The 25,726-nt window shown below is 40.8% G+C and carries 27 protein-coding genes and 1 riboswitch; of the genes, 15 read left to right on the top strand and 12 right to left on the bottom strand.

Translation table 11 applies throughout. From position 1 onward, the window contains the following. Positions 1 to 96: 96 nt before the first annotated feature. Positions 97 to 1,053 (bottom strand): metal ABC transporter solute-binding protein, Zn/Mn family, encoded by a 957-nt coding sequence (locus N9I19_RS16645; protein WP_317778449.1) that lies wholly within the window; start codon positions 1,051 to 1,053, stop codon positions 97 to 99. 115 nt (positions 1,054 to 1,168) lie between these two features. After that, positions 1,169 to 1,390 (bottom strand): membrane protein insertion efficiency factor YidD, encoded by a 222-nt coding sequence (gene yidD / locus N9I19_RS16650; protein ID WP_375166273.1) that lies wholly within the window; start codon positions 1,388 to 1,390, stop codon positions 1,169 to 1,171. Between the two features lie 208 nt (positions 1,391 to 1,598). Here yidD and N9I19_RS16655 point away from each other — a divergent pair, with 208 nt between their 5' ends. Next, positions 1,599 to 2,072: an S-ribosylhomocysteine lyase gene (locus tag N9I19_RS16655; RefSeq protein WP_061465330.1), complete on the top strand. Its 474-nt coding sequence runs from the start codon at positions 1,599 to 1,601 to the stop codon at positions 2,070 to 2,072. Between the two features lie 39 nt (positions 2,073 to 2,111). On the opposite strand, the gene ytzI is transcribed toward N9I19_RS16655, so the two are convergent. Continuing rightward, the gene (gene ytzI, locus N9I19_RS16660) at positions 2,112 to 2,267 is read right to left on the bottom strand and encodes a YtzI protein (RefSeq protein ID WP_081108936.1); all 156 of its coding nucleotides are present in this window, start codon (positions 2,265 to 2,267) and stop codon (positions 2,112 to 2,114) included. A 124-nt stretch (positions 2,268 to 2,391) separates the two neighbouring features. Between ytzI and N9I19_RS16665 the strand changes: the two genes are divergently transcribed. Then, positions 2,392 to 2,832 carry a Dps family protein gene (locus tag N9I19_RS16665; RefSeq protein ID WP_125161299.1) on the top strand — a complete coding sequence of 147 codons (441 nt, stop codon included), beginning with the start codon at positions 2,392 to 2,394 and terminating at the stop codon, positions 2,830 to 2,832. A gap of 104 nt (positions 2,833 to 2,936) precedes the next feature. Here N9I19_RS16665 and N9I19_RS16670 read toward each other — a convergent pair whose 3' ends face one another. Continuing rightward, on the bottom strand, positions 2,937 to 3,194 hold the full coding sequence (locus N9I19_RS16670; RefSeq protein ID WP_061465328.1) for a DUF6154 family protein: 258 nt from the start codon (positions 3,192 to 3,194) through the stop codon (positions 2,937 to 2,939). 235 nt (positions 3,195 to 3,429) lie between these two features. Between N9I19_RS16670 and N9I19_RS16675 the strand changes: the two genes are divergently transcribed. Both N9I19_RS16675 and ytkD read left to right on the top strand, forming a co-directional pair. After that, positions 3,430 to 3,780, top strand: coding sequence for a hydrolase (locus N9I19_RS16675; protein ID WP_317778450.1), 351 nt, complete (start codon positions 3,430 to 3,432; stop codon positions 3,778 to 3,780). Positions 3,781 to 3,902: 122 nt separating this feature from the next. Beyond that, the gene (gene ytkD, locus N9I19_RS16680) at positions 3,903 to 4,364 is read left to right on the top strand and encodes an RNA deprotection pyrophosphohydrolase (protein WP_317778451.1); all 462 of its coding nucleotides are present in this window, start codon (positions 3,903 to 3,905) and stop codon (positions 4,362 to 4,364) included. Between the two features lie 41 nt (positions 4,365 to 4,405). Here the strand turns inward: ytkD and N9I19_RS16685 are convergent, their stop codons facing one another. The 4 genes from N9I19_RS16685 to N9I19_RS16700 all read right to left on the bottom strand — a co-directional run bounded on the left by N9I19_RS16685 (position 4,406) and on the right by N9I19_RS16700 (position 7,545). Beyond that, a complete protein-coding gene (locus tag N9I19_RS16685) occupies positions 4,406 to 4,837 on the bottom strand; it encodes a hypothetical protein (protein ID WP_317778452.1) in 432 nt (143 codons plus the stop codon). A 130-nt stretch (positions 4,838 to 4,967) separates the two neighbouring features. Continuing rightward, a complete protein-coding gene (locus N9I19_RS16690; RefSeq protein ID WP_250211718.1) occupies positions 4,968 to 5,759 on the bottom strand; it encodes an ABC transporter permease in 792 nt (263 codons plus the stop codon). After that, complete coding sequence (locus tag N9I19_RS16695; RefSeq protein WP_089362658.1) at positions 5,749 to 6,519, bottom strand: ABC transporter ATP-binding protein; 771 nt, start codon at positions 6,517 to 6,519, stop codon at positions 5,749 to 5,751. Before N9I19_RS16695 ends, N9I19_RS16690 begins: the two co-directional genes overlap by 11 nt. A gap of 27 nt (positions 6,520 to 6,546) precedes the next feature. Next, a complete protein-coding gene (locus N9I19_RS16700; protein ID WP_411730458.1) occupies positions 6,547 to 7,545 on the bottom strand; it encodes an ABC transporter substrate-binding protein in 999 nt (332 codons plus the stop codon). Positions 7,546 to 7,679: 134 nt separating this feature from the next. Between N9I19_RS16700 and N9I19_RS16705 the strand changes: the two genes are divergently transcribed. From N9I19_RS16705 to N9I19_RS16720, 4 genes are all read left to right on the top strand, one after another. Further along, the gene (locus N9I19_RS16705; protein WP_250211717.1) at positions 7,680 to 8,468 is read left to right on the top strand and encodes an alpha/beta hydrolase family protein; all 789 of its coding nucleotides are present in this window, start codon (positions 7,680 to 7,682) and stop codon (positions 8,466 to 8,468) included. A gap of 50 nt (positions 8,469 to 8,518) precedes the next feature. Continuing rightward, positions 8,519 to 8,761, top strand: a complete 243-nt coding sequence (locus N9I19_RS16710; RefSeq protein WP_089362659.1) for a DUF2584 domain-containing protein — start codon at positions 8,519 to 8,521, stop codon at positions 8,759 to 8,761. A 211-nt stretch (positions 8,762 to 8,972) separates the two neighbouring features. Next, positions 8,973 to 9,437, top strand: a complete 465-nt coding sequence (locus N9I19_RS16715; protein ID WP_317778465.1) for a 2-thiouracil desulfurase family protein — start codon at positions 8,973 to 8,975, stop codon at positions 9,435 to 9,437. A gap of 42 nt (positions 9,438 to 9,479) precedes the next feature. After that, positions 9,480 to 10,217, top strand: a complete 738-nt coding sequence (locus N9I19_RS16720; protein WP_317778453.1) for a sulfite exporter TauE/SafE family protein — start codon at positions 9,480 to 9,482, stop codon at positions 10,215 to 10,217. 85 nt (positions 10,218 to 10,302) lie between these two features. Here the strand turns inward: N9I19_RS16720 and N9I19_RS16725 are convergent, their stop codons facing one another. Continuing rightward, positions 10,303 to 10,710, bottom strand: a complete 408-nt coding sequence (locus N9I19_RS16725) for a VOC family protein (protein WP_089362661.1) — start codon at positions 10,708 to 10,710, stop codon at positions 10,303 to 10,305. A 410-nt stretch (positions 10,711 to 11,120) separates the two neighbouring features. On the opposite strand from N9I19_RS16725, the gene N9I19_RS16730 reads away from it, so the two are divergent. The 3 genes from N9I19_RS16730 to N9I19_RS16740 all read left to right on the top strand — a co-directional run bounded on the left by N9I19_RS16730 (position 11,121) and on the right by N9I19_RS16740 (position 15,090). Continuing rightward, on the top strand, positions 11,121 to 11,699 hold the full coding sequence (locus tag N9I19_RS16730) for a TetR/AcrR family transcriptional regulator (RefSeq protein WP_317778454.1): 579 nt from the start codon (positions 11,121 to 11,123) through the stop codon (positions 11,697 to 11,699). A 25-nt stretch (positions 11,700 to 11,724) separates the two neighbouring features. Further along, positions 11,725 to 13,092: an MATE family efflux transporter gene (locus tag N9I19_RS16735; protein WP_317778455.1), complete on the top strand. Its 1,368-nt coding sequence runs from the start codon at positions 11,725 to 11,727 to the stop codon at positions 13,090 to 13,092. Between the two features lie 543 nt (positions 13,093 to 13,635). After that, positions 13,636 to 15,090 carry a S8 family serine peptidase gene (locus N9I19_RS16740; protein ID WP_317778456.1) on the top strand — a complete coding sequence of 485 codons (1,455 nt, stop codon included), beginning with the start codon at positions 13,636 to 13,638 and terminating at the stop codon, positions 15,088 to 15,090. 277 nt (positions 15,091 to 15,367) lie between these two features. On the opposite strand, the gene wecB is transcribed toward N9I19_RS16740, so the two are convergent. Next, positions 15,368 to 16,504 (bottom strand): non-hydrolyzing UDP-N-acetylglucosamine 2-epimerase, encoded by a 1,137-nt coding sequence (gene wecB, locus N9I19_RS16745; RefSeq protein ID WP_089362665.1) that lies wholly within the window; start codon positions 16,502 to 16,504, stop codon positions 15,368 to 15,370. 191 nt (positions 16,505 to 16,695) lie between these two features. On the opposite strand from wecB, the gene N9I19_RS16750 reads away from it, so the two are divergent. The 3 genes from N9I19_RS16750 to N9I19_RS16760 are packed head-to-tail and all read left to right on the top strand — an operon-like array spanning position 16,696 to position 20,595. After that, positions 16,696 to 17,904 (top strand): glycosyltransferase family 4 protein, encoded by a 1,209-nt coding sequence (locus N9I19_RS16750; protein ID WP_317778457.1) that lies wholly within the window; start codon positions 16,696 to 16,698, stop codon positions 17,902 to 17,904. Between the two features lie 28 nt (positions 17,905 to 17,932). Next, a complete protein-coding gene (locus N9I19_RS16755; protein ID WP_284469440.1) occupies positions 17,933 to 19,249 on the top strand; it encodes a glycosyltransferase in 1,317 nt (438 codons plus the stop codon). A 44-nt stretch (positions 19,250 to 19,293) separates the two neighbouring features. Continuing rightward, positions 19,294 to 20,595: a nucleotide sugar dehydrogenase gene (locus tag N9I19_RS16760; protein WP_089362668.1), complete on the top strand. Its 1,302-nt coding sequence runs from the start codon at positions 19,294 to 19,296 to the stop codon at positions 20,593 to 20,595. 562 nt (positions 20,596 to 21,157) lie between these two features. On the opposite strand, the gene pckA is transcribed toward N9I19_RS16760, so the two are convergent. Beyond that, positions 21,158 to 22,744: a phosphoenolpyruvate carboxykinase (ATP) gene (pckA, locus tag N9I19_RS16765; RefSeq protein WP_317778458.1), complete on the bottom strand. Its 1,587-nt coding sequence runs from the start codon at positions 22,742 to 22,744 to the stop codon at positions 21,158 to 21,160. A gap of 399 nt (positions 22,745 to 23,143) precedes the next feature. Further along, positions 23,144 to 23,307: riboswitch (SAM riboswitch) on the top strand. Positions 23,308 to 23,471: 164 nt separating this feature from the next. Here pckA and metK point away from each other — a divergent pair. Next, positions 23,472 to 24,665, top strand: coding sequence for a methionine adenosyltransferase (metK, locus tag N9I19_RS16770; RefSeq protein WP_125161285.1), 1,194 nt, complete (start codon positions 23,472 to 23,474; stop codon positions 24,663 to 24,665). A gap of 437 nt (positions 24,666 to 25,102) precedes the next feature. Here the strand turns inward: metK and N9I19_RS16775 are convergent, their stop codons facing one another. Next, on the bottom strand, positions 25,103 to 25,621 hold the full coding sequence (locus N9I19_RS16775; protein WP_317778466.1) for a gamma carbonic anhydrase: 519 nt from the start codon (positions 25,619 to 25,621) through the stop codon (positions 25,103 to 25,105). Positions 25,622 to 25,726 lie beyond the last annotated feature (105 nt).

Here is a 25,726-nt window from a genome sequence, read left to right on the forward strand (position 1 = left end):
TATCGAATGAGAATTGTCTTTTTTTAGTTTGATTTACCGTACTAGTTAGAAAAACGTGAGTTTTTCAGCAGCCTCGTCAGGACCCGCCTTTTTTGACTATTGCAACGCAGTTTGCAGTGTCTTTATATTATTTTCCATTAAACTGAAGTAATCTTCGCCCGCTTCGATATCTTTATCCGTCAACACGGATAGGTTATGGAGCTTAAGCGATTTCGCTCCCATTTCCTTTTGGATGATCTCTGTTAGTTTAGAACTGATATTCTGCTCAAAGATGACATAGTTCAAGTCTTCTTTATCGGCCATGGTTACGATTTTCGCAAGTTCCTTTTGAGAGGGTTCGTTTGAAGACGTTAGTCCTGTAACTCCAATCTGTTCAAGTCCGTAGCGTTCCTCCCAATAACCATATGCGGAATGGGAAACGATGATCTTTTTGGTACGGCCCGACTCGATTGTCGTCGCGAGTTTTTTATCAAGTGCCTTCAGTTTTTTTGAAAGCTCGTTGAAGTTGCTGTTGAAATAGTCTTCATGTTCAGGCATTTTCTTCGTTAATTCGTCCTTGATGGTTTTAGCCATGTCAATGGAATAGATGGGATCTAACCACAAATGGGGATTAACGCCCCCATGGTCATGACTGTCTTCGTCTTCGTGTTCATGCTCGTCTTCGTCTTCGTATGCATGCTCACCTTCATCAAGATGAACCGTTTCGCCTACTGCGACTGTTCTGACGCCTTCTTTGCTTAAAATTGGTTGAGCCTTCGTCACGAAGCCTTCAAGATTATAGCCAATATAGAAAAACAGGTCTGACTCCGCCATTTTTACAATATCCTTTTGAGAGGGTTCAAAAGAGTGTTCATCCGTTCCGGGTGGATAAACCGTTTTGACGTTCACATACTCCCCGCCAATGGCTTCCGTGAAGTATTGTAATGGGTACACAGTCGTATAAATATCTAAGGTATCCTTTGCTTCCTTAGTGGAATCTCCCTTTGAGTTGCCGCAGGCTGACAAAAACAGCACAGTAACAAGGAAAAGTGAGAGCAATGCTCGATTTTTCATATGGAAATGCTCCTTTATAATTCGTATTGATTACGATTTGATGTACAAAAACGAAATGATTACGATTTGACTTCTGTATAATACAAAAGATTATAAAAGAAAGCAAGGTTTTTTTCTAATGGTCTTCACCTTTTTTCTTTTTTTCTGGAACAAGGTCAATGCCTCCTGGATGAAACGGATGACATTTAAGAATCCGGACGATGGCTAACCAGCTTCCTTTTATAGGGCCAAAACGGTTGATCGCTTCCAAACCATAATGGGAACAAGTTGGGTAAAAACGGCAAGTAGGCGGTTTTAATGGTGAAATGGCAACTTGGTAAAAACGGATGATTCCCATTAATATTTTTTTAAACACGATGCTTTCATCTCTTTTCGAGTAAATTCACTACCCTCAATTATAGCATATTTTCTAAATTTCCAATAAGGGTAAAAAAGGAATGAGTATATGGGTAATCCGATGGATTTAATAAGAATTATTTTTAATGGATGAAATTTATTGTTATTCAAGGTAGAATAGAGATACATACAATTAAGGAGTGAATTAAATGCCTTCAGTTGAAAGCTTTGAATTAGATCATAACGCTGTTAAAGCCCCATATGTTAGACATTGCGGTGTCCATAAGGTAGGAACAGATGGTGTTGTTAATAAATTTGATATCCGTTTTTGCCAGCCTAATAAACAAGCGATGAAGCCGGATACGATCCATACATTGGAACATTTGCTTGCTTTCAATATCCGTAAGCATTCTGAGCGCTACGATCATTTTGATATTATCGATATTTCGCCAATGGGATGTCAAACAGGATATTACCTTGTGGTCAGCGGCGAACCGTCAGTAACGGAAATAATCGATGTACTTGAAGATACATTCAAGGATGCTGTTCAAATTACAGAAATTCCAGCTGCAAATGAAAAACAATGCGGCCAAGCAAAATTACATGATCTTGAAGGAGCAAAGAAATTAATGAATTTCTGGCTTGCTCAAGATAAAGAAGACCTTCATAAAGTTTTCGGTTAATAAAAAAAGTTCCTGTCAGTTTGTGACAGGAACTTTTTTTCATTTTTCGGGTTCTTCCTTTTTCCCCTCATCCTCTGGCAAAGGGTCAATGGGATCCACTGTATGCTTATAGCTGTAACCTTTTCCGATTGTCAGGACGGATAATGCCAAAACAATCAGAATCACAATAATGGAGATAACTAAAACCGTAATCATTCTTTACAGCTCCTAACGTTCACAATTTAGATTCATTTTAGCATAAGAACCGGAGCGGATAATGTTTCAATTTTAGAATAGAGGGAATTATAAAGGTATAACCAACTTACGGAGGTAGATATTTATGGCTCAGAAAAAATTAGGAATATTAGTGAATAAGGAAATTGCAAATTTCAGTGTTCTTTATACGAAAATTCATAATTACCACTGGTTCGTGAATGGACCGCACTTCTTTGAACTTCATCAAAAATTGGAAGAACTATATAAAGAAGTGACAGCCAATTATGATGAATTGGCTGAAAGACTATTGGCCATTGGGGAAAAACCGGTCGCTACCCTTAAAGAGTACTTGGAATTGACTACGATCGAAGAAGCGACAGGTAACGAAAATACTGAAGACATGGTTCAAAGCGTCATCAGTGATTTTGAGAAGCTTTCCGGAGAGTTCTTAGAAATTATCGAAGTGGCCGAAGAAGAAGATCCGGTTACGGCCGATATGCTGACAGGCATGAAGAAAAGCTTAAACAAACATGCTTGGATGCTGCGTGCGTATTTAGGACATTAAGGTTTAGGGAAAGCTCTACTTCGGTAGGGCTTTTTTTAAATGGAGGAAAAATTAAAACAATAAAAAAGGCATCCATCAAAGGAGGGACACCAGACAGGTATGTATTAATGAATATTCCGTGGCGGAAAATGTGTAGGTTTCGTGTCGTTCATGCTATTTTGAGCGAACTTCCCTTTTAACGTTTCAATAATGTAAAGGCCCATTAGATTGGTTAGTTCTTGATCATCCATCTCTTGAAGCAATTCGAAAATCTCCTTACGGTCCAATTGCTCCAGAACCGCAAAAGTAAGCATATCAATATCTTCTTCATCACCAGTCATCTTATTACGGTACATATTGTATAATTCTTCAATTAACTTCAAAACTTTCACCTCACATTTATTAGAAATCGTTATCTCTTTATATGTAGGTTATCAAAAAAACCTCTGGGTGCATATAAAAATCTGAAGGGATGCTTGGGCTTATTATATGTTTTACCCTTTGAAAGATACTTTAATCTATTATTTAACATCTTTGTACTTCTGTAAACAAAATTTTCCATTGTATGAAGTAGGGAAATAGGTGAAAAAATAAGCGTAGGATTTATGGAAAGGGTGGATGGATGTGTCTGAAAACAGGAAAAAGTATTACATTTGGCTTCCGAACGGGCAGATAACACAGGATAGAGAAAGTTCTCCATGGAATTTTGAGATCGAGGCGACCGATAATGAAATCATCCAGTTACGTGAGTTATTTGATTATAATTATTCGATAGGGGAAGAAAACTTTTACAGGGCACATGTCCCATACCTTCAATATCATTTTGACCGGGAAAATGATAAACAGGATATCACTCTCCAAAAAATTTATGAGATGATTTATGCACTAGGTACAGAAGAAGGAAGACGGCATATAGAAAGTATGGGGATTTTACAGGCAAAACCAACAGACGATGGCCTTGAATATTGAGGGGGCCATCGTTTTTTTGATGTAATGGAGATTCTGCTGGATTGTGGTTTTTTTTATCCATATAATGAAAGACGAGTCCAATGAAATAAAGCATTATTTCTTATATGGAGAGAAGGGGAAAAATGAAACGTTTTTTTGATACGAACGGATACAAGGTGGAATTCTCCGAGAATCCTGTTTTTGGAGAGTCTTGGCATGTTTTTATACTCAGCAGGTACAAGGGAAGGTGGGTATTGACCAAACACAGAGAGCGGGGGTTGGAGTTCCCGGGAGGTAAGCGGGAAGCAGGGGAGTCGATTGAAGAAACAGCCATACGGGAAGTATATGAAGAAACAGGGGGATTGGTGGGGCAGCTTCAATTTCTGGGACAATATAAAGTACATGATCCAGTGAAGCCAATCGTTAAATCGATATTCTATGCTAATTTGCGTGAGGTGAAAAAGAAAGAAGATTACCTGGAAACGGACGGCCCGATCTTTTTGGAAGCATTGCCGGCGGTACTGGGTGAAGAGTTTAGTTTCATCATGAAAGATGAGATTGTGCCGTTGAGCATATCAAAGCTGGTTAGCAGTAATTCTCTCTAAAAAAGAGTAAATGGGAAAAACTCACGAGTAAAGCCTGGAACTCACGAGTAAAGCCTGGAACTCACGAGTAAAGCCTGGAACTCACGAGTAAAACGCCTAAATTCACGAGTAAAGCGCCCAAATTCACGAGTAAAACGCCTAAATTCATGAGTAAATTGCCCAAATTTACGAGTAAACCCAAATTCACGAGTAAAGCGCCCAAATTTACGAGTAAACCCAAATTCACGAGTAAAGCGCCCAAATTTACGAGTAAAGCCAAATTCACGAGTAAAGCGCCCAAATTCACGAGTAAAACGCCCAAACTCACGAGTAAAGTGCTCAAATTCACGAGTAAATTGCCTAAACTCACGAGTAAAGCGCCCAAATTCACGAGTAAAGCCCAAATTCACGAGTAAAGTGCTCAAATTCACGAGTAAAGTGCTCAAATTCACGAGTAAAGTGCTTAAATTCACGAGTAAAGCGCCCAAACTCACGAGTAAAGCGCCCAAATTCACTAGTAAATTGTCCAAACTCAAGAGTAAATTGCTTAAATTCACGAGTAAAGCCCAAACTCAGAGTTATCCCAGCATAAATGAAAAACTGCCGAGGGTTTTCGGCAGTAGGTTAGTCTTTGATTAATTTTCGTTCAAGCAGTTCGACAAGTTGATACATGATGGTGGCAAAGACGGCGATGATCATTAAGGCGAGCATGACGAGGGTGAAGTTGAAGACTTGAAAGCCATAAATGATTAGGTAACCGAGTCCTTTCGCCGAGACAAGGAATTCCCCGACGATGACGCCGACCCAGGAGAGTCCGACATTCACTTTCAATGTCGAGATGATCGTTGGGAAGGAGGCGGGTAATATGGCTTCCCGAAAGGCTTGTGTTCTTGTGGCGCCAAAAGTTTGGAGTACCTTTAGGTAGTTCGGGTCCACTTCGCGAAATGCGGTGTAGACAACGATGGTGGTGATGATGATGGAGATGATCGCCCCCATCGAGATGATGGATGGAAAGCCAGGGCCGAATGCTACGATGATGATGGGGCCGAGTGCCACTTTCGGCATGGCATTTAAAATGACGAGATAGGGGTCAAGCGTTTTTGATAATCTTGGCGACCACCAAAGCAGGGATGCAAGGATCGTTCCAAGCAGTGTCCCTATGATAAAGCCGAGAACCGTCTCGAATAACGTTACTCCGGAATGGGAAAGCAGTGTTCCATCACCCAATTTTTGTATGAAAAGATGCCACACTTTCGTTGGGGAGCTGAAGATGAGCGGATCTATCCATTCCATCCGGGAAAAAAGTTCCCAACTGCTGAAAAAAACGATGAAAATCAGGATCTGATAAAAGCGAATGAGCCTGTTTTCCTTTTTTAACTTGGTTTTATATTGGTTATGAAGCTGTTCAATATTCAAGGCTCTCAAGCTCCTTCCAGATCGTTTGGAATAGCATTGGATACTGTGGATGGTTGCGGGCATGGAAAGGCGTCAGTTCACGCAGTTCATCGGGCACCTCGAATGTTTTGTGCACGCTTCCCGGGTTCGCGGAAAACAGATAGATGCGGTCACTCATTGCGATGGCTTCACCGATATCATGGGTGACGAGCACGGCTGTCTTTCCGAACGATTTCAGGGTTTCAAAAACAAGGTCTTCCAGCTTCAACTTCGTTTGGTAATCAAGGGCCGAGAAGGGTTCATCAAGCAAAAGGATTTTTGGGTCGACCGCCAGTGTCCGTGCCAGTGCAGCCCTTTGCCTCATTCCGCCTGAGAGTTCGCGCGGATATAATTTTCCGGTGCCTCCCAATCCAACGTCACTTAATAGTTTCAGCGTCTTTATTCTCTCAAGGCCTTCATCTTTTTTAATCAGTTTCAATCCTAATAAAACATTTTCTTCTATCGTCTTCCATGGAAATAGATAATCCTGCTGCAGCATATAGCCAATAGAAAGGTCACTGTTGGCCTTCAGCGGTTTGTTTTCGAGCAGGATCTTTCCCGAGGTGGGCGAAAATAGTCCAGCGATGATGGAAAGCAGGGTAGTCTTTCCGCAGCCGCTCGGACCTAGAAAAGAGACGAATTCACCTTTTTCAATGTCGAGGGAAATGTCCGCGAGTGCGGTCGCTGCCGTCTGATTTGAAAAATAAGTATGGTGAATGTCTTGGATTTTTAAAAAGCTCATCGGACATCCTCCTTACCTTTAGTTAGGCTATTTTGTGACTTCTTCAGCAAAATCGGTATTGACCAGCTCATCATGGCTTATACGTGAAGGCAGCTCGCCTGCTTCATCCATGATGTTTTGCAGATTGTTCCATTCTTCTTCATCAAGAATGGGGTCGGTGGCAAATGAACCTTGTTCTTTGTAGCGGTTGATAACTGTTTCCATGGTCTCGATATTGGTATCTTCAAAATACGGCTGAATGACTTTGGCGACTTCCGAAGCATCATTTTCCTGAACCCAATCCTGTGCTTTCTTCAATGCCCTCGTGAATTTTTCGACAGTCTCTTTTTCTTCTTTCAAATAGCTTTCCTTAGCCATATAAACCGTATAGGGAAGATGCCCGGATTCGGTGCCGAAAGAAGCGACGATATAGCCTTTTCCTTCTTTTTCAAACACACTGGCAGTTGGTTCGAACAGTTGAACAAAATCGCCGGTTCCGGAAGCAAAGGCAGTTGCGACATTCGCAAAATCAATATTTTGGATGAGGTTCAAATCTTTTTTCGGGTCTATGTTATGTTCTTTCAATACGAACTCGCCGGCCATCTGCGGCATCCCGCCTTTTCGTTGGCCTAGGAATGTAGAGTTTTTCAGCATATCCCATCTGAAGTTATCAATTTTTTCACGTGAAACAAGAAAAGTTCCATCCGTCTGTGTTAATTGAGCGAAGTTGATGACGGGGTCATTCGAACCTTGGGCTTGAACGTAGATCGATGTTTCAGAGCCAACTAGAGCAATATCCGCTCCATCGGACAGTAAAGTGGTCATCGTCTTGTCGCCGCCTGCCGTCGTTTTCAAATCAATGCTTAGGCCCTCATCTTTAAAAAATCCCTTTTCGATCGCTACATATTGCGGTGTATAGAAAAGGGAGCGGGTTACTTCGGCCACCCTGACCTTCGTTGTTTCCTTGTCCTTGTTGCCACATGCTCCGAGCGGGACCAGCATGCACAGAAGTATAAATACGACACCTGCTTTACACCATTTTTTCAAAATTCCTTCCTCCTTGATAAATAGGTATTTGCCTACATTATCGTATGAATGGAAGAAAAAAATGTGAATGCCTCCCAGGGGATAAAAACAAGCGGATGTTTTACAATAAGATTAAAGAGAAAGGAGAGTGGAAATTGGAGAACGGAACGATTATTTCAAAAAGGCGGTTTCCATCACCGCATCCACAAATCCATCTTTATTCAGTTACATACATATCACAAGGCCTGAAAGTGAAGGGGTTACTAGCTGAACCAGTTGATGGCGAAATTCATGATGCCTTCTTATATTTACGCGGGGGGATTAAAAATGTCGGCAAGGTGAGGCCAGCAAGGATTGTGCAGTATGCCGTGGAAGGTTTCATCGTTTTTGCCCCTTTTTACCGTGGAAATCAAGGCGGAGAGGGAGATGAGGATTTTGGAGGCGAAGATAGGTTCGACGCGATATCAGGATTCAATCTTCTTGAACAGCACCCCCGAGTGAACAAGGATCACATTCATATCCTCGGATTTTCTCGTGGCGGCATCATGGCGCTTTGGACGGGGATATACTGCAGGAATGCAGCGTCAATCGTCACATGGGGTGGTGTATCGGATATGTTCTTAACCTACGTCGAGCGTGTCGATATGCGTCGGATGATGAAGCGGGTCATCGGCGGAACACCAAAAAAATGCCCAGAACAATATGAATACCGTACACCATTGTTTGCAATTGAAGATTTGAATGTGCCCGTTCTGATCATTCATGGTGAAAAAGATGACAATGTCGCAATTGAACACGCGTACCGGTTGGAGAAAAGGTTGAAAATGCACGACAAAGAGGTCGAAAGCTGGTATTTCCCTCAATTCACACATTTCTTCCCGCCGGCCGTTAACAGAAAAGTTGTCGAAGATTTAACATCTTGGATGAAAAACAAAACCGAATGATGATAGAATGAAGTATATTCAAAGTATATTTGCAAGAGGAGGAAATACACATGGGCATGCCTATGGAACTCAATACCATGATCGTTACAAAAGGGAACGAAACCCGTGAAGAAGAAAATATTTTTCGGCTGTCGAAAGAAGGTTACCGGTTATACCCGATCGATATCCCAATCGATGTCCGCAAAACGATTCAATCTGATTCAAGCGGAACAGCCGTTATCCAAAAAGTTGAATGGACCAGTGGAAAAACCATCATTACGTACCAACTACTATCATTGAACTCGACTAACTAATAGATAAGTGCTTGCAGAGAATTCATTTCGCTGCAAGCGCTTTTTTTGTTGATTTGGTTGGCGGAATTCAGCATTAATGACCTACGCGCCAATAAATCGACCAACGACTTATCTTCCGTCACCGCAAAGTTCTAGTTGATGGTCAATATTCGAAATGAAGATGCTAAAAGAATGGTAAAATGGTGTAAAAAGCATGAGCTGGGGTGATTTGATGATTTTGGTGAGTTCTTGTTTAGCAGGTCTTGAGGTGAGATACAACGGTACACACAGCCTGGATGATAGGATTCTGGAATTAATGAGGGAGAACAAGGCTATATCGGTTTGCCCTGAGTTGCTTGGAGGTTTTTCGACGCCTAGGGAACCTGCTGAGATAATTGGCGGTGAAGGTGAGGATGTCCTTGATGGAAAAGCGAAGATAATTGAAAAGTCTGGCCGGGATGTAACGGAAATGTACCTAAAAGGAGCCAATCTTACATTATTGAAAGCCCAGGAAGTCGGAGCGACGCTAGTCGTATTAAAAGAAAATAGTCCATCCTGTGGAAGTGCGACGATTTATAATGGTGATTTCAAGGGGAAGAAGAAGGTAGGGAATGGAGTGACCTCGGCTTTGCTGAAACGGCATGGGTTTACAGTGACTTCAGAGGAAAGGTTATTCGACCATCTGGTTGAAAAATGAGTAATGGCGTTTTAGTGAGTGTTTATGAAAGAAGGGGAATACATGGAGGATATCAATCTCTATACTTTGCTATTTTTAATACTGGCCGGTTTTATTGCCGCATTCATTGATTCCGTTGTTGGCGGAGGCGGGTTAATTTCGATTCCGGCTTTATTGTTCACGGGGATTTCGCCTTCAGCGGCACTTGCCACCAATAAGCTGGCGGGTACAATGGGCTCTTTAACGAGTACGATTTCATTCATTCGGGCTGGAAAAGTCAATTTCAAATTCGTCATCAAGCTGTTTCCGATTACTGTGGCTGGAGCGGCAATAGGAGCATATGTTGTCCATTTCGTTTCCGCAGAGATCTTAAAGCCCCTCATTTTGATCCTATTGGTCATTGTTGCGATTTACACGGTGGTAAAAAAGGATTGGGGTAAAGATGCAAAGTATAAAGGACTGAAACGGAAGAAAATGATTCTTTTGATTGTCATTATATTTGCCATTGGCTTTTATGATGGTTTTCTTGGACCAGGCACAGGTTCCTTTTTGTTATTTTCATTTTTGATCATCGGGTTTGATTTTGTTCAGGCAGCTGGGAATGCAAGAATATTGAACTTTGGAAGCAATATAGCCGCACTTATCATTTTCTTATCAATGGGGACCGTCAATTTTGCCTATGGAATTCCGATGGGGCTTGCAATGGTTGCAGGAGCCTTGGTGGGAACGAATTTCGCAATTAAGAAAGGTGCTTCATATGTGCGTTTATTATTCATTTGCGTCACAATTCTGCTGATTTGAAAAAATGTCTTGAATTATTTTCATGTGTTTGGATGAAATAAAAGATAGCCGGAGATACAAGTCGTATTTTCGGCCATTTTTACATTCATTTTGTGAAATTCAAGTCCCAATGAACGCCAAACTGATCCTTGACCTTACCATACTTAGCCCCCCAGAAGGTATCTTGCAGTTCCATTAAGGATAATCCTTTTTCGCACATGGCATCATATAAATGCTGGATTTCCGAGTCGCTTTCACATTCGAGGACTAACGATACATTATTCCCAACTTCAAGGGGATTGCCTGGAAAGGTATCGGATACCATGATCAACATATCGCCTTTTTTGATTTTGGCATGCAAAACAAGGTCGTTCGCTTCTTCTGGTGTTGGGAAATCAGCTTCCCCGTAAGTTTGCAGGTCGGTAATCTCTGCTTGGAATACCTCTGCATAAAATGCTAATGCGTCCTTTGCTTTTCTGTCGAATATTAAATAGGGGGTAACCTGATTTTTCATATGAATCCTCCTTTTTATTATGACTATCATTTCGACAGGCGGATCTTATCCTCCTTTATTCACTGGGAATATGATTGGAGTGTTTATTGGCTCAATCAAATTAAGAAGAAATATAAATCGATTCTTGTTTTGAGTAGCTAAACAATTAATAATAGCCTCCAAACATTACACAAACACAGCCTAACATCATGTTGCAACACCCTTGAATCGCATTATCCATTGTTTCAAGCGTTGGTGATAGTTATTTCCGTTTTGGATATGATAAATTCTGCAACTGTTTTAAAACGATATTGCGTAAAAATTAAACAGAGCATTTCTATAAAAACTTGCCTGACGACCGTTCGTTAGGTTATGATAGGTTTATCAGAAATACAAAAAAGAAAATTCGGCAATGAAAGGTGAACGTTATTATGAAAAGCGATGAAATAAAAAAGGCTGCACTTAAATATTTTACGATTCATGGTTATGAGGGGACTTCACTTTCCCAAATTGCAGAAGATGTCGGAATAAGGAAACAATCCATTTATTCTCACTTTAAAGGGAAGGACGACCTGTTTTTATCTGTCCTTAAGGACGCCAAGGAAATGGAGCTTTCGTTTTATGTAGAGTATTTCAATATGATGCGCAAAAGCGATCCGGAAAAGACGCTATACGGATTCTTGGAAGAAATGATCAAGATGTTCCAAGAGGTGGAGAGTTTAAAGTTCTGGCTTCGCATGGGATTCTTTCCGCCAACACATCTATACAATGAAATTCAGAAGGAGACTGATGATCTCCAGGTTCAACAGGAAGCCTTAATGGAAGAGATATTCCAAACATGGACATCAGAGGGGACTTTAAGTACAGGGGATGCGCGGACCCTGACATTGGCGTATTCAGGTATCATCGTGGCCATTATGGTCGAATTGGTTTATGCCGATAATCCAGAGCGGGTTGCAGAAAAACTTGAGGCGTCATGGTCCATTTTTTGGAGAGGGATTTCAAGGTAAGGTAAAATAGCAGGAGATGGTATACATGTCATTAAGAGAAAAACAACAACTAAATCTACTTGAGATGGAATCGACGGGAAGGGTCTTTTTACGTTATTTGATTCCTTCTATGATCGGAATGGTATTGATGGCATTGAACTTTGTTGTCGATGGCGTGATGGTCGGCAATAAACTTGGATCGGTTGCCCTTGCAGGAGTTAATATTGCAGGGCCCATCTATACGATCTTCGTAGCGATGTCGATTTGGATCGGAGTAGGCGGCGCGACACTTTACTCACAAAGCATGGGTGCAAGGGATTATGGTCGTGCACGTTTTATTTTCACCCATTCCATCATCCTGATTACGATATTCACCGTAATCATTGGTCTGATTGCCTACGCTTTTCACCATCAGCTTGTTTATGCACTAGGAGCCAATGAGGCAACCGCTCCCTTTGCAACGGACTACATGAATGTATTCTTGATGCTGGGCTTTGTTTTCACGTTGGAAAACACCTTAAGCATATTCGTCAGGAACAATGGCAATCCGAATTTGGCCATGGCCTCCCTTATCGTTACAGCCATTTCGAATTTCGTTTTGAATTTCATTATCCTTTACGTACTTGAATTAGGGGTGCGTGAGACAGCATATGGGACGATCATTGCAGCCGCGTTGGGGATAGTGGTTCTCAGCCTGCATTTCTTCACAAAGAAGAATACGCTTCGTCTCGTCAAGTTCCGTTTTGAAAGGTCACTTTTCATGATGACGATGATGATCGGTTTTCCTAGTTTTTTAGCGGAAATAGGTGTATCCGTCTTTACCATCGCTCATAATAATGCGTTCTCCCGCCTTGCAGGCACCGATGGATTAGCTGCATTTTCGATTGTGAATTATGCCCATAGTGTCATGCTGTTGATGTTTCTCGGCATAGGATCGGCAATCCAGCCGCTTGTAAGTTATTATCATGGTGCAAAAGATGAAAAGAGGAAGCGGGAAACGGTCCGCATTGCCATTTTCACGGCAATGGGTGCGGGAATATCCATTACCCTCCTGGGACAGGTTGCGGCCTCTTCCATCGTGAATTTATTCGGTGATTTTTCAAGTGATGTTAAAGAACTTGCAACAAGTGGGATTAGGATCTTCTTTAGCGGCTATATCCTAATGGGAGTCAACTTTGTCATGATGACCTATTTCCAATCCATAGGGCAAGTGAAGATGGCAGCCTGGATCACGATTGGGCGTGAATTCATTTTCATGCTTATATTCCTGATGACATTGCCGCTTATATTCGGGACGAATGCTGCTTGGCTGGCCATTCCTTTATCAGAGGTGGTCATTTTCTTAACCGTACTCCTTTATTTGAAAAGGGCAGGTTCAAACTTTGGAAAAAATGTCCGGTTAATTAAAGGATAAGCTGAAAATTAGAAATTCCTAAAAGATCACCAATTTGGTGGTCTTTTTTGCTTGGACTATTAGCTATCATGTTTGGTGTTGGATTGGAATTAAAATATCAGCAGGCAAAACGATTGAGTCGATCTTGGCCAGGATCCTCTTTATTCTAATTGTTTTCTTAAGTGTGCTGGAGAATCCAATAGGTAGTCAATTATTTGCAACACCTTAAGAAGTGATGAACCTTTATCAAAATGGAATAGGGTAAATCAAATTCAATATCGACTTATTCACTTTGGGGAGTTGCGTACAGAAGCTATTTTGTCATTCCATTTAATATATTTATGTTTTTAACGTTGGAACTAATGACGATACATATTGCGTTCATCACAAATAATAATGAGAGGAGTATTCCGAGCTTTGTCACGGGACGCTGCTCTTTTATTTTTTAAAAAATATTCATTCTTTATTTCAATAATATGAGATTGATTAGGAAAACTTGGAAATTAAGTTGTTGTATATTAAGATAGTAAATGATGAATATTTTCCATATATAGGAGGAGACATATGAAAAAGAAAATTCTACATACGGTACTTTCGATTGCAGTAGGAGCAGGGATATTGTCAGTTGGTGGTGTTCCTACCCAAGCTAAGAGTCAAAATGAGATGAATGACACATACGCAATAGCTTTTAAAAGTGGATTACCAGAGAATTATCAAGAGGTAATACGGAAAGCTGGTGGTAAAGTAATTAAAGTTCTTCCCGAAGTTGGAGGAATAGAAGCTCAATCTGACCAGCCTTCTTTTCTTAAAAACCTAAAAGGTAATTCCTCAATAGAAGCTGCTAACAGAGAAATTCCCCTAACCTTAGACAAAACAGCAATCAGCCCTTATAACTATGAGTCTAGTATCATCAGCCAGCAAAATTCAGAGGGTTATTGGGACTCCCAATGGGATATTAAAAGGGTGACCAACGACGGGAAATCATATGATTTAGAAACAGGCGGATATAAAAATAAAGATGGTAGTATTACTCATAAAGCAGTGGTGGGAGTGATTGATACTGGAATTGATGAGTCTCATCCTGACTTAAAGAGTAATATAATAGGTGGACGTAATCTTGTTCCTGCTGAAATGGATGAATCTGAAACAGGTGACCCTTCAGATATAAAAGATCGCAATGGGCACGGTACACACGTTGCCGGGATCATTGGAGCAAATGGTAAAGTAAAAGGTGTAGGACCAGATTTAGGAATCCGATCCTATCGCGTATTTTACTCAGAGCAAGCCTTTGGATTACCAGCTTGGATTATAGATGGAATTATTGCAGCAACAAATGACAAGGTAGATGTTATTAATATGTCTCTTCGATTCTATAATAATACCAAAATGACAATTGAGGGAGAAAGTTATAAATCAGTCGCTGAAACGTTACTTTGGAAGAGAGCAATTCAATATGCAGTAAAGAATGGAGTAACTGTAGTAGCCGGTAGTGGTAATGAAAGTTTAAATTTAGATGACAAGAAGGAAGTAAACGAATATTTAAATAAAATGTATGAACCATATGGAATGAGCGTGAAAGGGCCTGCAACTGTAGTACCAGCACAAATGCCAGGAGTTATTAATGTGTCTGCCACCACAAAATGGTCAACTCAGCAGCTTGCTTTCTACTCTAATTATGGAAACAGTGCTATTGACGTGGCAGCTCCTGGAGGAGATTATGGGCCTAAATATGCTGAAACCAATGATCCTGCGGCTGCTGATCCAAGTAACTTAATCCTAAGTACTTGGCCTACCTATTTAGGTACTTCATATGAGTTTAATGCTGGTACTTCTATGGCCACTCCTCAAGTAGCTGGAATTGCAGGAGTTATTAAGGCAGCTCATCCGGAGTATAAACCTGCCCAAGTAACAGCACGTATTAAGCAAACAGCTCTTGACTATGGAAAGAATGGACAAGATGCTTTATTTGGTTCAGGAGAAGCAAATGCTTATAGAGCATTAGAAAATATAAAGAAGTAGCTTATGTTTCTAAATAAGATGAAATATTAAAAGTAAAAGGAAAGTAATTCATCTTTTCCAAGGATGTCACTGCTGGAGCACATTCAATAAAAGAAATAGCGGTTATCTCTGCAGAAAGGGCAAATGGTACGAGTGCTGCAACTGAAGAACAAGCACTGCCGACATTGGCTTAGAACCTGAAAGTGGAAGTGATCCGTTTTAAAATCCAACCCAATGAGAAAACGCCTGCCGCTAAAGTGGCAGGCGTTTTCCGTTATCTTACTTTCATGAACTATTTTCATAATGGAAGGGGCGATTGCAATTCACAATGCTTTAATAGGATTTCAACAATCCGCTTTGAAGCAAACCCGTCCCCATATGGGTTGGAAGCTGTCGCCATTTTTTTATAGGTTTCTTCATTTGTAAGTAAGTCTGTGGCTAATTGATAAATTCGTTCTTCCTCAATTCCTGCCAATAGAAGGGTGCCAGCCTCAATCCCTTCTGGCCGTTCTGTCGTATCGCGTAATACAAGGACAGGAACACCAAGTGAGGGAGCTTCTTCTTGCACCCCTCCGGAATCTGTCATTATTAGATGGGCGTGTGCCGCAAAATTATGAAAATCAAGCACCTCAAGCGGCTCTATTAAGTGAAGTCTTTCCGTTTCACCAAAAATCCGGTAAGCAATTTCACGGACGACTGGGTTTTTATGAAGTGGGAAAACAACTTGGATATCCGTGTGATCTTCAAGCAGCCGTTTGACGGAACGGAATATTTCTTCCATTGGTTTACCGATATTTTCTCGTCTGTGCGCTGTCATCAATAACATACGATCTCCATTCAAGCCAGATAGAATTGGATGTTCGTAGTCTTTCCTTACTGTGGTTTTCAAAGCATCGATAGCCGTATTGCCGGTAATATGGATCGAATCACTCTTTTTATTTTCCAAAATTAGATTCTCTGCTGCCTGATTTGTTGGGGCAAAATGCAAATCAGCTAAGACGCCTGTCAGCTGTCTATTCATTTCTTCAGGATATGGAGAATACTTATTACCCGTCCGAAGACCAGCCTCAACATGGCCAATTTGAATTTTATTATAAAAAGCGGCTAAGCTGGCGATGAAAGTCGTCGTTGTATCTCCATGAACGAGCACGATATCTGGTTGCAGTTCTTTCATAAGAGCGCTCAGTTCCCCAATACCGCGAGTTGTGATCTCTTCTAATGTTTGTCTTTCTTTCATCATATTCAAATCGTAGTCTGGTCTTATTTTGAAACATTGCAGGACTTGATCAAGCATATCTCGATGCTGGGCGGTGACCACTACGATGGTTTCGATTTCTTCCTGGTGTTTTTTCAGTTCCAATACGACAGGTGCCATTTTAATGGCCTCCGGTCTTGTCCCAAACACAGTCATGACCTTTAAACGATTTTTAGGCATTATGATTTCCTCGCTTTCTTTATTTCCTCCCTATTATAACGAGTTGTTCTTAAGAAAAATTTTATTAACGCAACAATTAACAGAATATTTACAAACTTAATAGGGACTTTATATTTCTTTAACCCCCGCTTAATATCGTCCATTTACAATAAAAAGCAGGACGATATTAAGAATCGAGGTGATAGGCTCATATGAAAAGTGTCCTGATGATTGTGCAAAACTTTTATCCTGAAATTGGGAGCGCAGGAAACAGGATGAAAAATGTATATCTCAATTTGAAGCGAAGCGGCTATGAGGTTACAGTCATCACTTTGAAGCCGAGTTATCCTCATCAAAGTTTATATCAAGATTCCCATTTTTGGGATGAAGTCGATATTGAGGAAAAAGATATCATCAGGATTCAACCAGATAAAGTGAAGAGGTATACAAGCAATATGTGGAGACGCTTGCTTCATTATTTGGAAGCGATGTGGCTCTTCATTTACACAATCATTCGATTGGAAAAAAAATATGACTATGTGTTTGTCACGACCCCGCCTATTTTCCCGATATTTGCTGCATTGATTGCCAAGAAAAAGATGAAGGCAAAGCTAATAACCGATGTAAGAGACTTATGGCCCGAATCATTGCAGGGAGTAGGCGTATTCACGAATAAGTGGATCTTGAAAATGGCTTTTTTCCTTGAAAGAAAAATATATCGACACTCTAACCAAATTATCATCAATAGTCCTGGATTTAGGGATTATATCCTTTCAAAAGGAGTCAAAGATGATGATATCCAATTCATTCCAAACTCGCTTACTGCAGACGAGCTGAACTTGAAAAAAAGGCTTCCGCCAATTTCGGAAAATAGGATCAAGGTCGTTTATACGGGTAATATCGGACTTGCCCAGGATATTAAAAAGTTAATAGCAGTTGCTGAAACACTGAAAGAACATAAACAAATTGAGTTCACGATTATTGGATATGGCTATCGAATGTCCGATGTCCAAGACGAGATATCCTCTAAAGGGTTGACCAATATAAGGGTCATCAAAGCGATGAACAGGAGGGTGACTCTTAAGGAAGTATCCTCATCCCATATTGCGTATGTAAGCTTAGTTGAGAAGGATGTCTTTAACAAGGTGCTGCCTGGGAAAATAATCGACTATATGTGTGTAGGGAAACCGATTGTCGGTGATGTCGGCGGGCGCGCCAGGCAAATGATTTCAGAGGCGCAATGCGGGATTGTGGCAGATAGTAGAAAGGTTGATGAAATCAGTCAACATATTTTAACAATGGCCTCTGAGAAGGCTCTTCGCGAAGAGCTGGGTGAAAATGGCCATCGATATGCAAAACAAAATTTTCTATGGTCAAAAAATATTCAAGGGCTCATTAACGTGATGGAAGCATCTAGCTGACGGCATATCTGGAAAAGTGGAGGTAAAAATGGCGAAGAAGGTATGTATGTTTGTGTGGAATCATTTTACCAACGATGCACGGGTTCTAAGGGAGTGCACTGCCCTTACTGAAGAAGGTTATGAAGTCGACTTAATTGCCATTCATAACTGGAAAAATGAAGAATTACAAAAAAAAGAGAAACATAAAAATGGATTTAATGTCATTCGAGTGAATAATCGCTGGGATAGACTTAATAGAGTACTTAGAATCGTGAAAAAAGTGAAAAATAAGATGTTTGAATTGACCGTTCTCACTTTATTGGTTTGGAATACCTTGTTGAACATGAACCTGATTACGGGCTGGATCAGTACTGTCGTATTGGTGAGTGTTATGGCGCTTCTTGCAATAATCGCCACAATTGTTACGAAAACAAAACTACCGAATCTTTTGACAAGAAGCTATATTTTTTTTCAAATGGTTCATTACGGACGTAAAAAGAAATATGACTTTTATCATTCGAATGATTTGAATACGTTAATGCAGGGAGCGATCAGCAGTAAATTCCTAAGACGTAAAAAGCTCATATATGATTCTCATGAAGTTCAAACGAGCAGAACCGGTTATAATAGCCGGATTTACGGGATAATGGAAAAGTTTCTATTAAAATTTGTCGACGAAATGATTGCCGAAAATCATACTCGTGCTAAATATAATGAAGACTTATACGGTCTGTATCCGAAAGTGGTCCATAACTACCCAATCCCTACATTGCCTGAGGAAAGTACAGTCGTGGATTTACACGAGTTGCTCAAGCTGCCAGAGGACGAGCCGATATTGTTATATCAAGGCGGCATTCAAACGGGCAGGGGGTTAGAGAAAGTGGTTGAGGCAGTGCCGATGATGGAAGCTGGAACACTTGTTTTCATTGGAGATGGAAAGATCAAGCCTGAATTAATAAAAAAGGTAGAGGCAATGGGCCTCGAACATCGGGTGAAATTTATCCCGAAGGTGCCTGTTGATGATTTGCTTCATTATACGAAAAACGCATATTTAGGTTTTCAGGTATTGAATAATGTCTGCTTTAATCATTATTCTGCTTCTTCCAATAAGTTGTTTGAATATATGATGAGCGGAGTTCCTGTCATCGCCTGCAGCTTTCCAGAAATTCAAAAGGTAGTAGACACTGAGAAAGTTGGTATGTGCGTCGACTCCCATGATCCCCGTTCCATTGCAGACGGAGTCAATTATTTATTAAAGCATCCAGAAAAAAGAGCGGAAATGAGCAGCAACTGTCTGAAAGCCCGCCTAAAATACAATTGGAAACAAGAGAAAGAAATCTTCATCCAAATCTATCAATCAGCTTAACAAAACTAGAATACTAGAAGAAAATATGATGAGGAGTGGTTATTATGAAATTATGTACAATGGGACTAGGTTATATAGGACTTCCAACATCTTTAATGTTCGCAAAACATGGAGTAGATGTTGTTGGCGTGGATATCCATCCTGATGTTATTAATAAATTGAATAATGGAAAGCTCCATATTGAAGAACCTGGACTAGAAGAAGTGTTAAATGAAGTGCTAGATGCCAAAAGATTTCGTGCTGCCTTGAATCCTGAGCCTGCGGATGTTTTCATCATTGCGGTCCCAACTCCAAACAATGAAGATCAACACCAATCGTGTGATCTTACCTATGTTATGCAAGCAACTTCAAGTATTCTTCCTTTTGTTCAGAAGGGAAATGTCATCATTATTGAATCGACGATTGCACCAAGGAGCATGGATGATCATATCAAGCCATTGATTGAGATGTCAGGGCTAACGATCGGGAAAGATATCTTTCTCGTACATTGTCCGGAACGTGTCTTGCCTGGGAGAATACTAGAAGAATTGGTGCATAATAACCGAATCGTCGGCGGCATTACAGAAGCCTGCTCCTACAAAGGAAGCCTTGTCTATGAAACTTTCGTTAAAGGGGAAATCATTCGTACGGATGCGAAAACGGCTGAAATGTCCAAGTTGATGGAAAATACCTTCCGTGATGTGAATATTGCTCTTGCGAATGAGTTGGCTAAAGTTTGCTTCCAATTGGATATCAATGTATTGGATGTCATATCAATGGCAAATAAGCATCCACGTGTAAATATTCATCAACCAGGACCAGGGGTAGGTGGACATTGTCTCGCGGTCGATCCTTATTTCATTGTCGCTAAAGCTCCTGAGACAGCTAGAATCATCAAATTAGCCCGCGACACGAACGTTTCTATGCCGTATTATATCGTCAATTGTGTCAGGATGTTACTTGAAGGTATCCGTAAACCAAAGGTAGCGGTTTTTGGACTTGCCTACAAAGGAAATGTAGATGATATCCGTGAAAGCCCGGCCATTGATGTTGTAAATATCCTGATGAGCATGGATCAGGTGGAAGTATCCTTGCATGACCCACATGTCCAATCTGGAAAAATGCCAGTCGTTTCTGTCGAAGACGCTGTAAAGGATGCCGACCTGATTCTTGTCTTAACCGATCATAATGAATTTAAAGAAATGGATTATGACAAACTTTCGAATAAGATGGCTCATAAAATAATTTTGGATACTCGAAATTGCATTGATGCAAATAAACATAACACCCAAATTGTCAACTTAGGCAATGTATTCGAATATAAAACAGAGCATTTGAAAGAAGTAAGGAACAAAATGATTATCTAATAAACAACTGATTCTGCTGCAAGGCCGGAAATGGATAGGATAGATAGAGAATAAAGGGTGTTGACTCAGTCAGCACCCTTTAAGTTTTGCAACATGTTAAAAAATCATTTGAAATAATAATAGGATGAACCTGTAATTTTTTATTTGCAGCGAAGTCTATATTAGTAGTTAGGAGGAGGTGGGGCGGGCAGAGGAGTGGTTTTATAGTATGAAAAAATGATGACGAACTTCCTCGTTTTTTATATGGCCAGCAGGATGTATAGGATTGGTTCAGGAGACCTTTCCCCGGGCTTTCTGAACAAATGGAATGATAGCCACTAGCTGGAACATAGGAGACAGTTTCTTGGCTGTTTTTAATTCAAAAGTATAGATTGGATAATACTATATGTTCTGTAAATATGACTTCCTATGCGGACATGTGAAGAGCAGATTTGGTTTGCCTGGCGCTTCAGGCTAATGTGGCTTTTACAGCAGTGAGATCGTAATGGTTGATTTTTTGCTCAGATTAGTCAGTTTATAAAGAAAGGACCAAGCAAGGGCTTGGTCCTTTTGGTACAATTTATTATGCCGTCGGGCCGCCAAGTTCTTCGATTTCACTTGGAACGCTTCCGAATTTTTTAAAGTTTGCACGGAATTGGGCAGCAAGAGCTGTAGCTGCTTGTGTATATGCAGCAGAATCTTCCCAAGTCTTGATTGGTTGAAGCACTTCATCAGGAACACCAGGAACATGAAGTGGAATATCCAAACCAAAGATATCGTCTTTAATTGTCTCGATATTTGCTAATTCGCCTTCAAGTGCCGCTTGTACCATCGCGCGAGTGTAAGCAAGTTTCATACGGCTGCCAGTTCCGTATGCACCGCCAGTCCATCCAGTGTTGACAAGGTATACTTTTGCGTTGTGCTCGTCAATTTTATCTCCAAGCATTTCAGCATAGCGTGTAGCGGGAAGCGGTAAGAATGGTGAACCGAAACATGTTGAAAATGTAGCTTCCGGTGAAGTTACTCCTCTTTCAGTACCAGCCAATTTACTTGTGTACCCACTTAGGAAATGGAACATTGCCTGTTCCTTGGAAAGCTTGCTGATTGGAGGCAGTACGCCTGAAGCATCAGCTGTTAAGAAAATGATTGTATTTGGGTGTCCTGCGATACTTGGGCTCACGATGTTATCGATCGCTTGCATTTGGTATGCAGCACGAGTGTTTTCTGTTAATGAACTATCATCATAGTTCGCTTCACGTGTTTCAGGATCAACAACTACGTTTTCCAATACGGCACCGAAACGGATCGCATCGAAAATTTGTGGTTCTTTTTCGCGTGAAAGGTTGATCGTTTTCGCATAGCAGCCGCCTTCGATGTTGAATACACCGTTAGAAGACCAGCCGTGCTCGTCATCGCCAATCAGTTTACGATTAGTGTCTGCGGATAACGTTGTTTTACCTGTACCGGACAGTCCGAAGAATAAAGCGACGTCCCCTTCACGTCCTACGTTAGCAGAGCAATGCATTGGAAGGATTCCAGCCTCTGGAAGTAAGTAGTTCATGATCGAGAAGATCGATTTTTTCATTTCTCCTGCATATTCCGTTCCGCCGATAAGGATGGTGCGGCGTTCAAATGAAACGATGATGAAAGTTTCAGAAGAAGTTCCGTCCACTTCTGGATCTGCTTTGAAATTAGGTGCCGAAAGTATTGTGAATTCTGATTCGTGACCTCTTAGTTCCTCTTCGTTTGGACGGATGAACAAAGTATGGGCGAAAAGATTATGCCAAGCATATTCATTAACAACTTGGATAGGAAGGCGTGATGATTCGTCTGCACCAGCGAAACCTTTGAAAACAAAAATCTCTTCTTTTGCTTTTAGGTAGTCAACTACTTTATTATATAGTTTATTGAACACATCTTCGGAAATTGGCCGGTTCACTGAACCCCAATCGACTTTATCTTTAACAGATGCTTCTTCCACGATATATTTATCTTTAGGTGAACGACCAGTATATTTGCCGGTTTCAGCTTTTACTGCGCCAGTTGATGTTAAAACGCCTTCGTTTCTGCTCAATACCTTTTCAACCAATTGAGGAACTGAAAGTTGAGTTTGAACATTGTTTCCTGTTAATAATTGGTGTAACTCATTAGAAACATCTACAGAATTCATATATGAGGTACCTTCCTTTGTTTAAGTTTTTATATTACAATTAGTATAACACATTCATTTAAATAGTCTATACTATTTATTTTTTTTTGTGATAATTTTCAACTGGCCGCATTAATCAATTTAAATGGGAAGGAACCGAGTCAGGATGATCGCATATACTTTCATGGAAGCATCTTAATTTTGAATGGTAAATCATGATGCCTTTCCAATTCTTGTTCTCAATGTTCTATTATTAATGGCAATTTTCATTATTTCTATTCGCCCCGGCTTGGAAACCCTTTAAAGACGTTGAACCAACACGTATTTTCACGTGAACGCCATTCTGGGGGAAATGTTCTTTTTTAGAAAAGCATTGACAAATTCCAACCAGATACGATAATATCTTAAATTGTACGGATTCTCTTATCCCGAGTTGGTGGAGGGACAGGCCCTTTGAAACCCAGCAACCTGCCATATTGAACTTGACTCCAAGATCGATCGCCGAAAATAAAGCGATGGTTCTTCAAGGAATAGTGGTGATGGTGCTAACCTGAGCAAGGTAAAAAACCCTTGAACGATAAGAGTGAAAGGATAGAAGACAGAATTTTAAACCTTTCCTCATTTGCCAGGGAAGGTTTTTGTGTTTTTAATAAGTAATTCTGTGTCTATAGTTGAAACTAATGAGGGAAACGAGTTCCGTAAAAAATCAGGCTTATGCCTACAACATACTAACTTCCAAGGAGGAAATATGATGTCAAAGAAACGTCTATTTACTTCTGAATCTGTTACAGAGGGCCATCCGGACAAGATTTGTGATCAGATTTCAGATTCCATTTTAGATGCTATCCTTGCTAAGGATGCAAATGCACGTGTTGCGTGCGAAACAAGTGTAACAACAGGTCTTGTACTTGTTGCTGGAGAAATTACAACATCCGCTTACGTGGATATTCCGCGTATCGTTCGTGATACGATTGCAGGAATTGGCTACACACGTGCGAAATACGGTTTCGATGCTGAAACTTGTGCTGTATTAAGTTCAATTGATGAGCAGTCTGCCGATATCGCAGCTGGCGTCGATAAAGCATTGGAAGCTCGTGAAGGAAACATGTCAGAGGAAGAAATCGATGCAATCGGTGCAGGGGACCAAGGTCTTATGTTCGGATTTGCCTGTAATGAAACTGAAGAGCTTATGCCGCTTCCGATCTCATTGGCACATAAACTTTCATTCCGCCTGGCTCAAGTTCGTAAAGATGAAACGCTTGCTTACTTACGCCCTGATGGTAAAACACAGGTAACTGTGGAGTATGATGAGAATAACCGTCCTGTACGTGTAGATACGATCGTTATCTCTACACAGCATGATGCAGAAATTACGCTTGAACAAATTCAAGCAGATTTAAAAGAACATGTGATCAAAGCAGTTGTTCCAGCTGAATTGATCGATGCTGAAACTAAGTACTTCATCAACCCGACTGGCCGTTTCGTAATTGGCGGACCTCAAGGGGATGCTGGTCTTACTGGACGTAAAATCATCGTTGATACGTATGGCGGATACGCTCGTCACGGCGGCGGTGCATTCTCTGGTAAGGATGCTACTAAAGTTGACCGTTCTGCGGCATATGCTGCTCGTTACGTTGCGAAAAACATCGTGGCAGCTGGCCTTGCTGACAAAGCGGAAGTTCAATTGGCATACGCAATTGGTGTGGCAGAGCCTGTATCGATCTCGATTGATACGTTCGGAACTGGTACTGTTAGCGAAGAAGTCCTTGTTGACCTAGTTCGCGCTAACTTCGACCTTCGTCCAGCCGGTATCATCAAAATGCTTGATCTTCGTCGCCCGATTTACAAACAAACAGCTGCATACGGACACTTTGGCCGTACAGATGTCGATCTTCCATGGGAACGCACAGATAAAGCAGAAACATTAAAAGCACAAGCATAATCAATAAATGAAAAGGTGTCCCGCTTATAGCGGACACCTTTTTTTATTGATTTATTTTGCCGTCAGAGGGAATAATTCAAGAAATCCCATAGAAATCCACTCACGTGCATATACTCGTGAGATTAGTGCGTTTACTCGTGAGTTTGGTGCGTATACTCATGAGAATGGGCGTTTACTCGTGAGATTGGCTCGTTTACTCGTGAGTTTAGTGCGAATACTGGTGAGTTTGGCTCGTTTACTCGTGAGTTTGGTGCGAATACTCGTGAGTTTAGTGCGAATACTCGTGAGTTTAGTGCGAATACTCGTGAGTTTGGCTCGTTTACTCGTGAGATTAGTGCGAATACTCGTGAGATTGGTTCATTTACTCGTGAATTTGGCTCATATACTCGTGAGTTCGTAAGTTTGGTGCGTACCTATAAGTTCCCGCTATATTCAGTTTATTTTATACGTTCTGCCGTTTTGTAGTATTGCCCTTTTTCAGCATATTCGCGTACGATACGTTCCATATCCTGACGGTCTTCTTCGTTGATTTCACGAATGACCTTAGCTGGGCGTCCGAATGCCAACATGTTCGGTGGAATGACTTTGCCTTGGGGAACGAGACTGCCTGCACCTATAAAAGCCCCTTCGCCGATTTCCGCTGCATCAAGCACAATCGAGCCCATGCCGATCAAAGCTCCTTTTCGGATTTTACAGCTATGTAAAGTGACCTGATGGCCAATGGTTACTTCATCCTCGATGATCAATGGATTATTTGGGCTTTGGTGCAGAACGCTGTTATCCTGTATACTGACTTTGTTCCCAATGATGGTTGGGGATACATCGCCGCGTATGACGGAATTGAACCAAATTGACGATTCTTCACCAATTTTCACATCACCTGTCACGACAGCGTTTTCAGCAATATAAGCGCTTTCAGCGATATCAGGTTCTTTACCTTTAAACGGATAAATAATCATTTTCAATCATTTCCTTTCCGAAGTGAATGTTTTTATGTATTATTTTAATATACCGTATGCAAATACACTTGGCTATTTATAATATAAATGTACAACTTGTTA

It is taken from the genome of Peribacillus sp. CSMR9 (genome assembly GCF_033141925.1).
Taxonomy (GTDB): domain Bacteria; phylum Bacillota; class Bacilli; order Bacillales; family DSM-1321; genus Peribacillus; species Peribacillus simplex_A.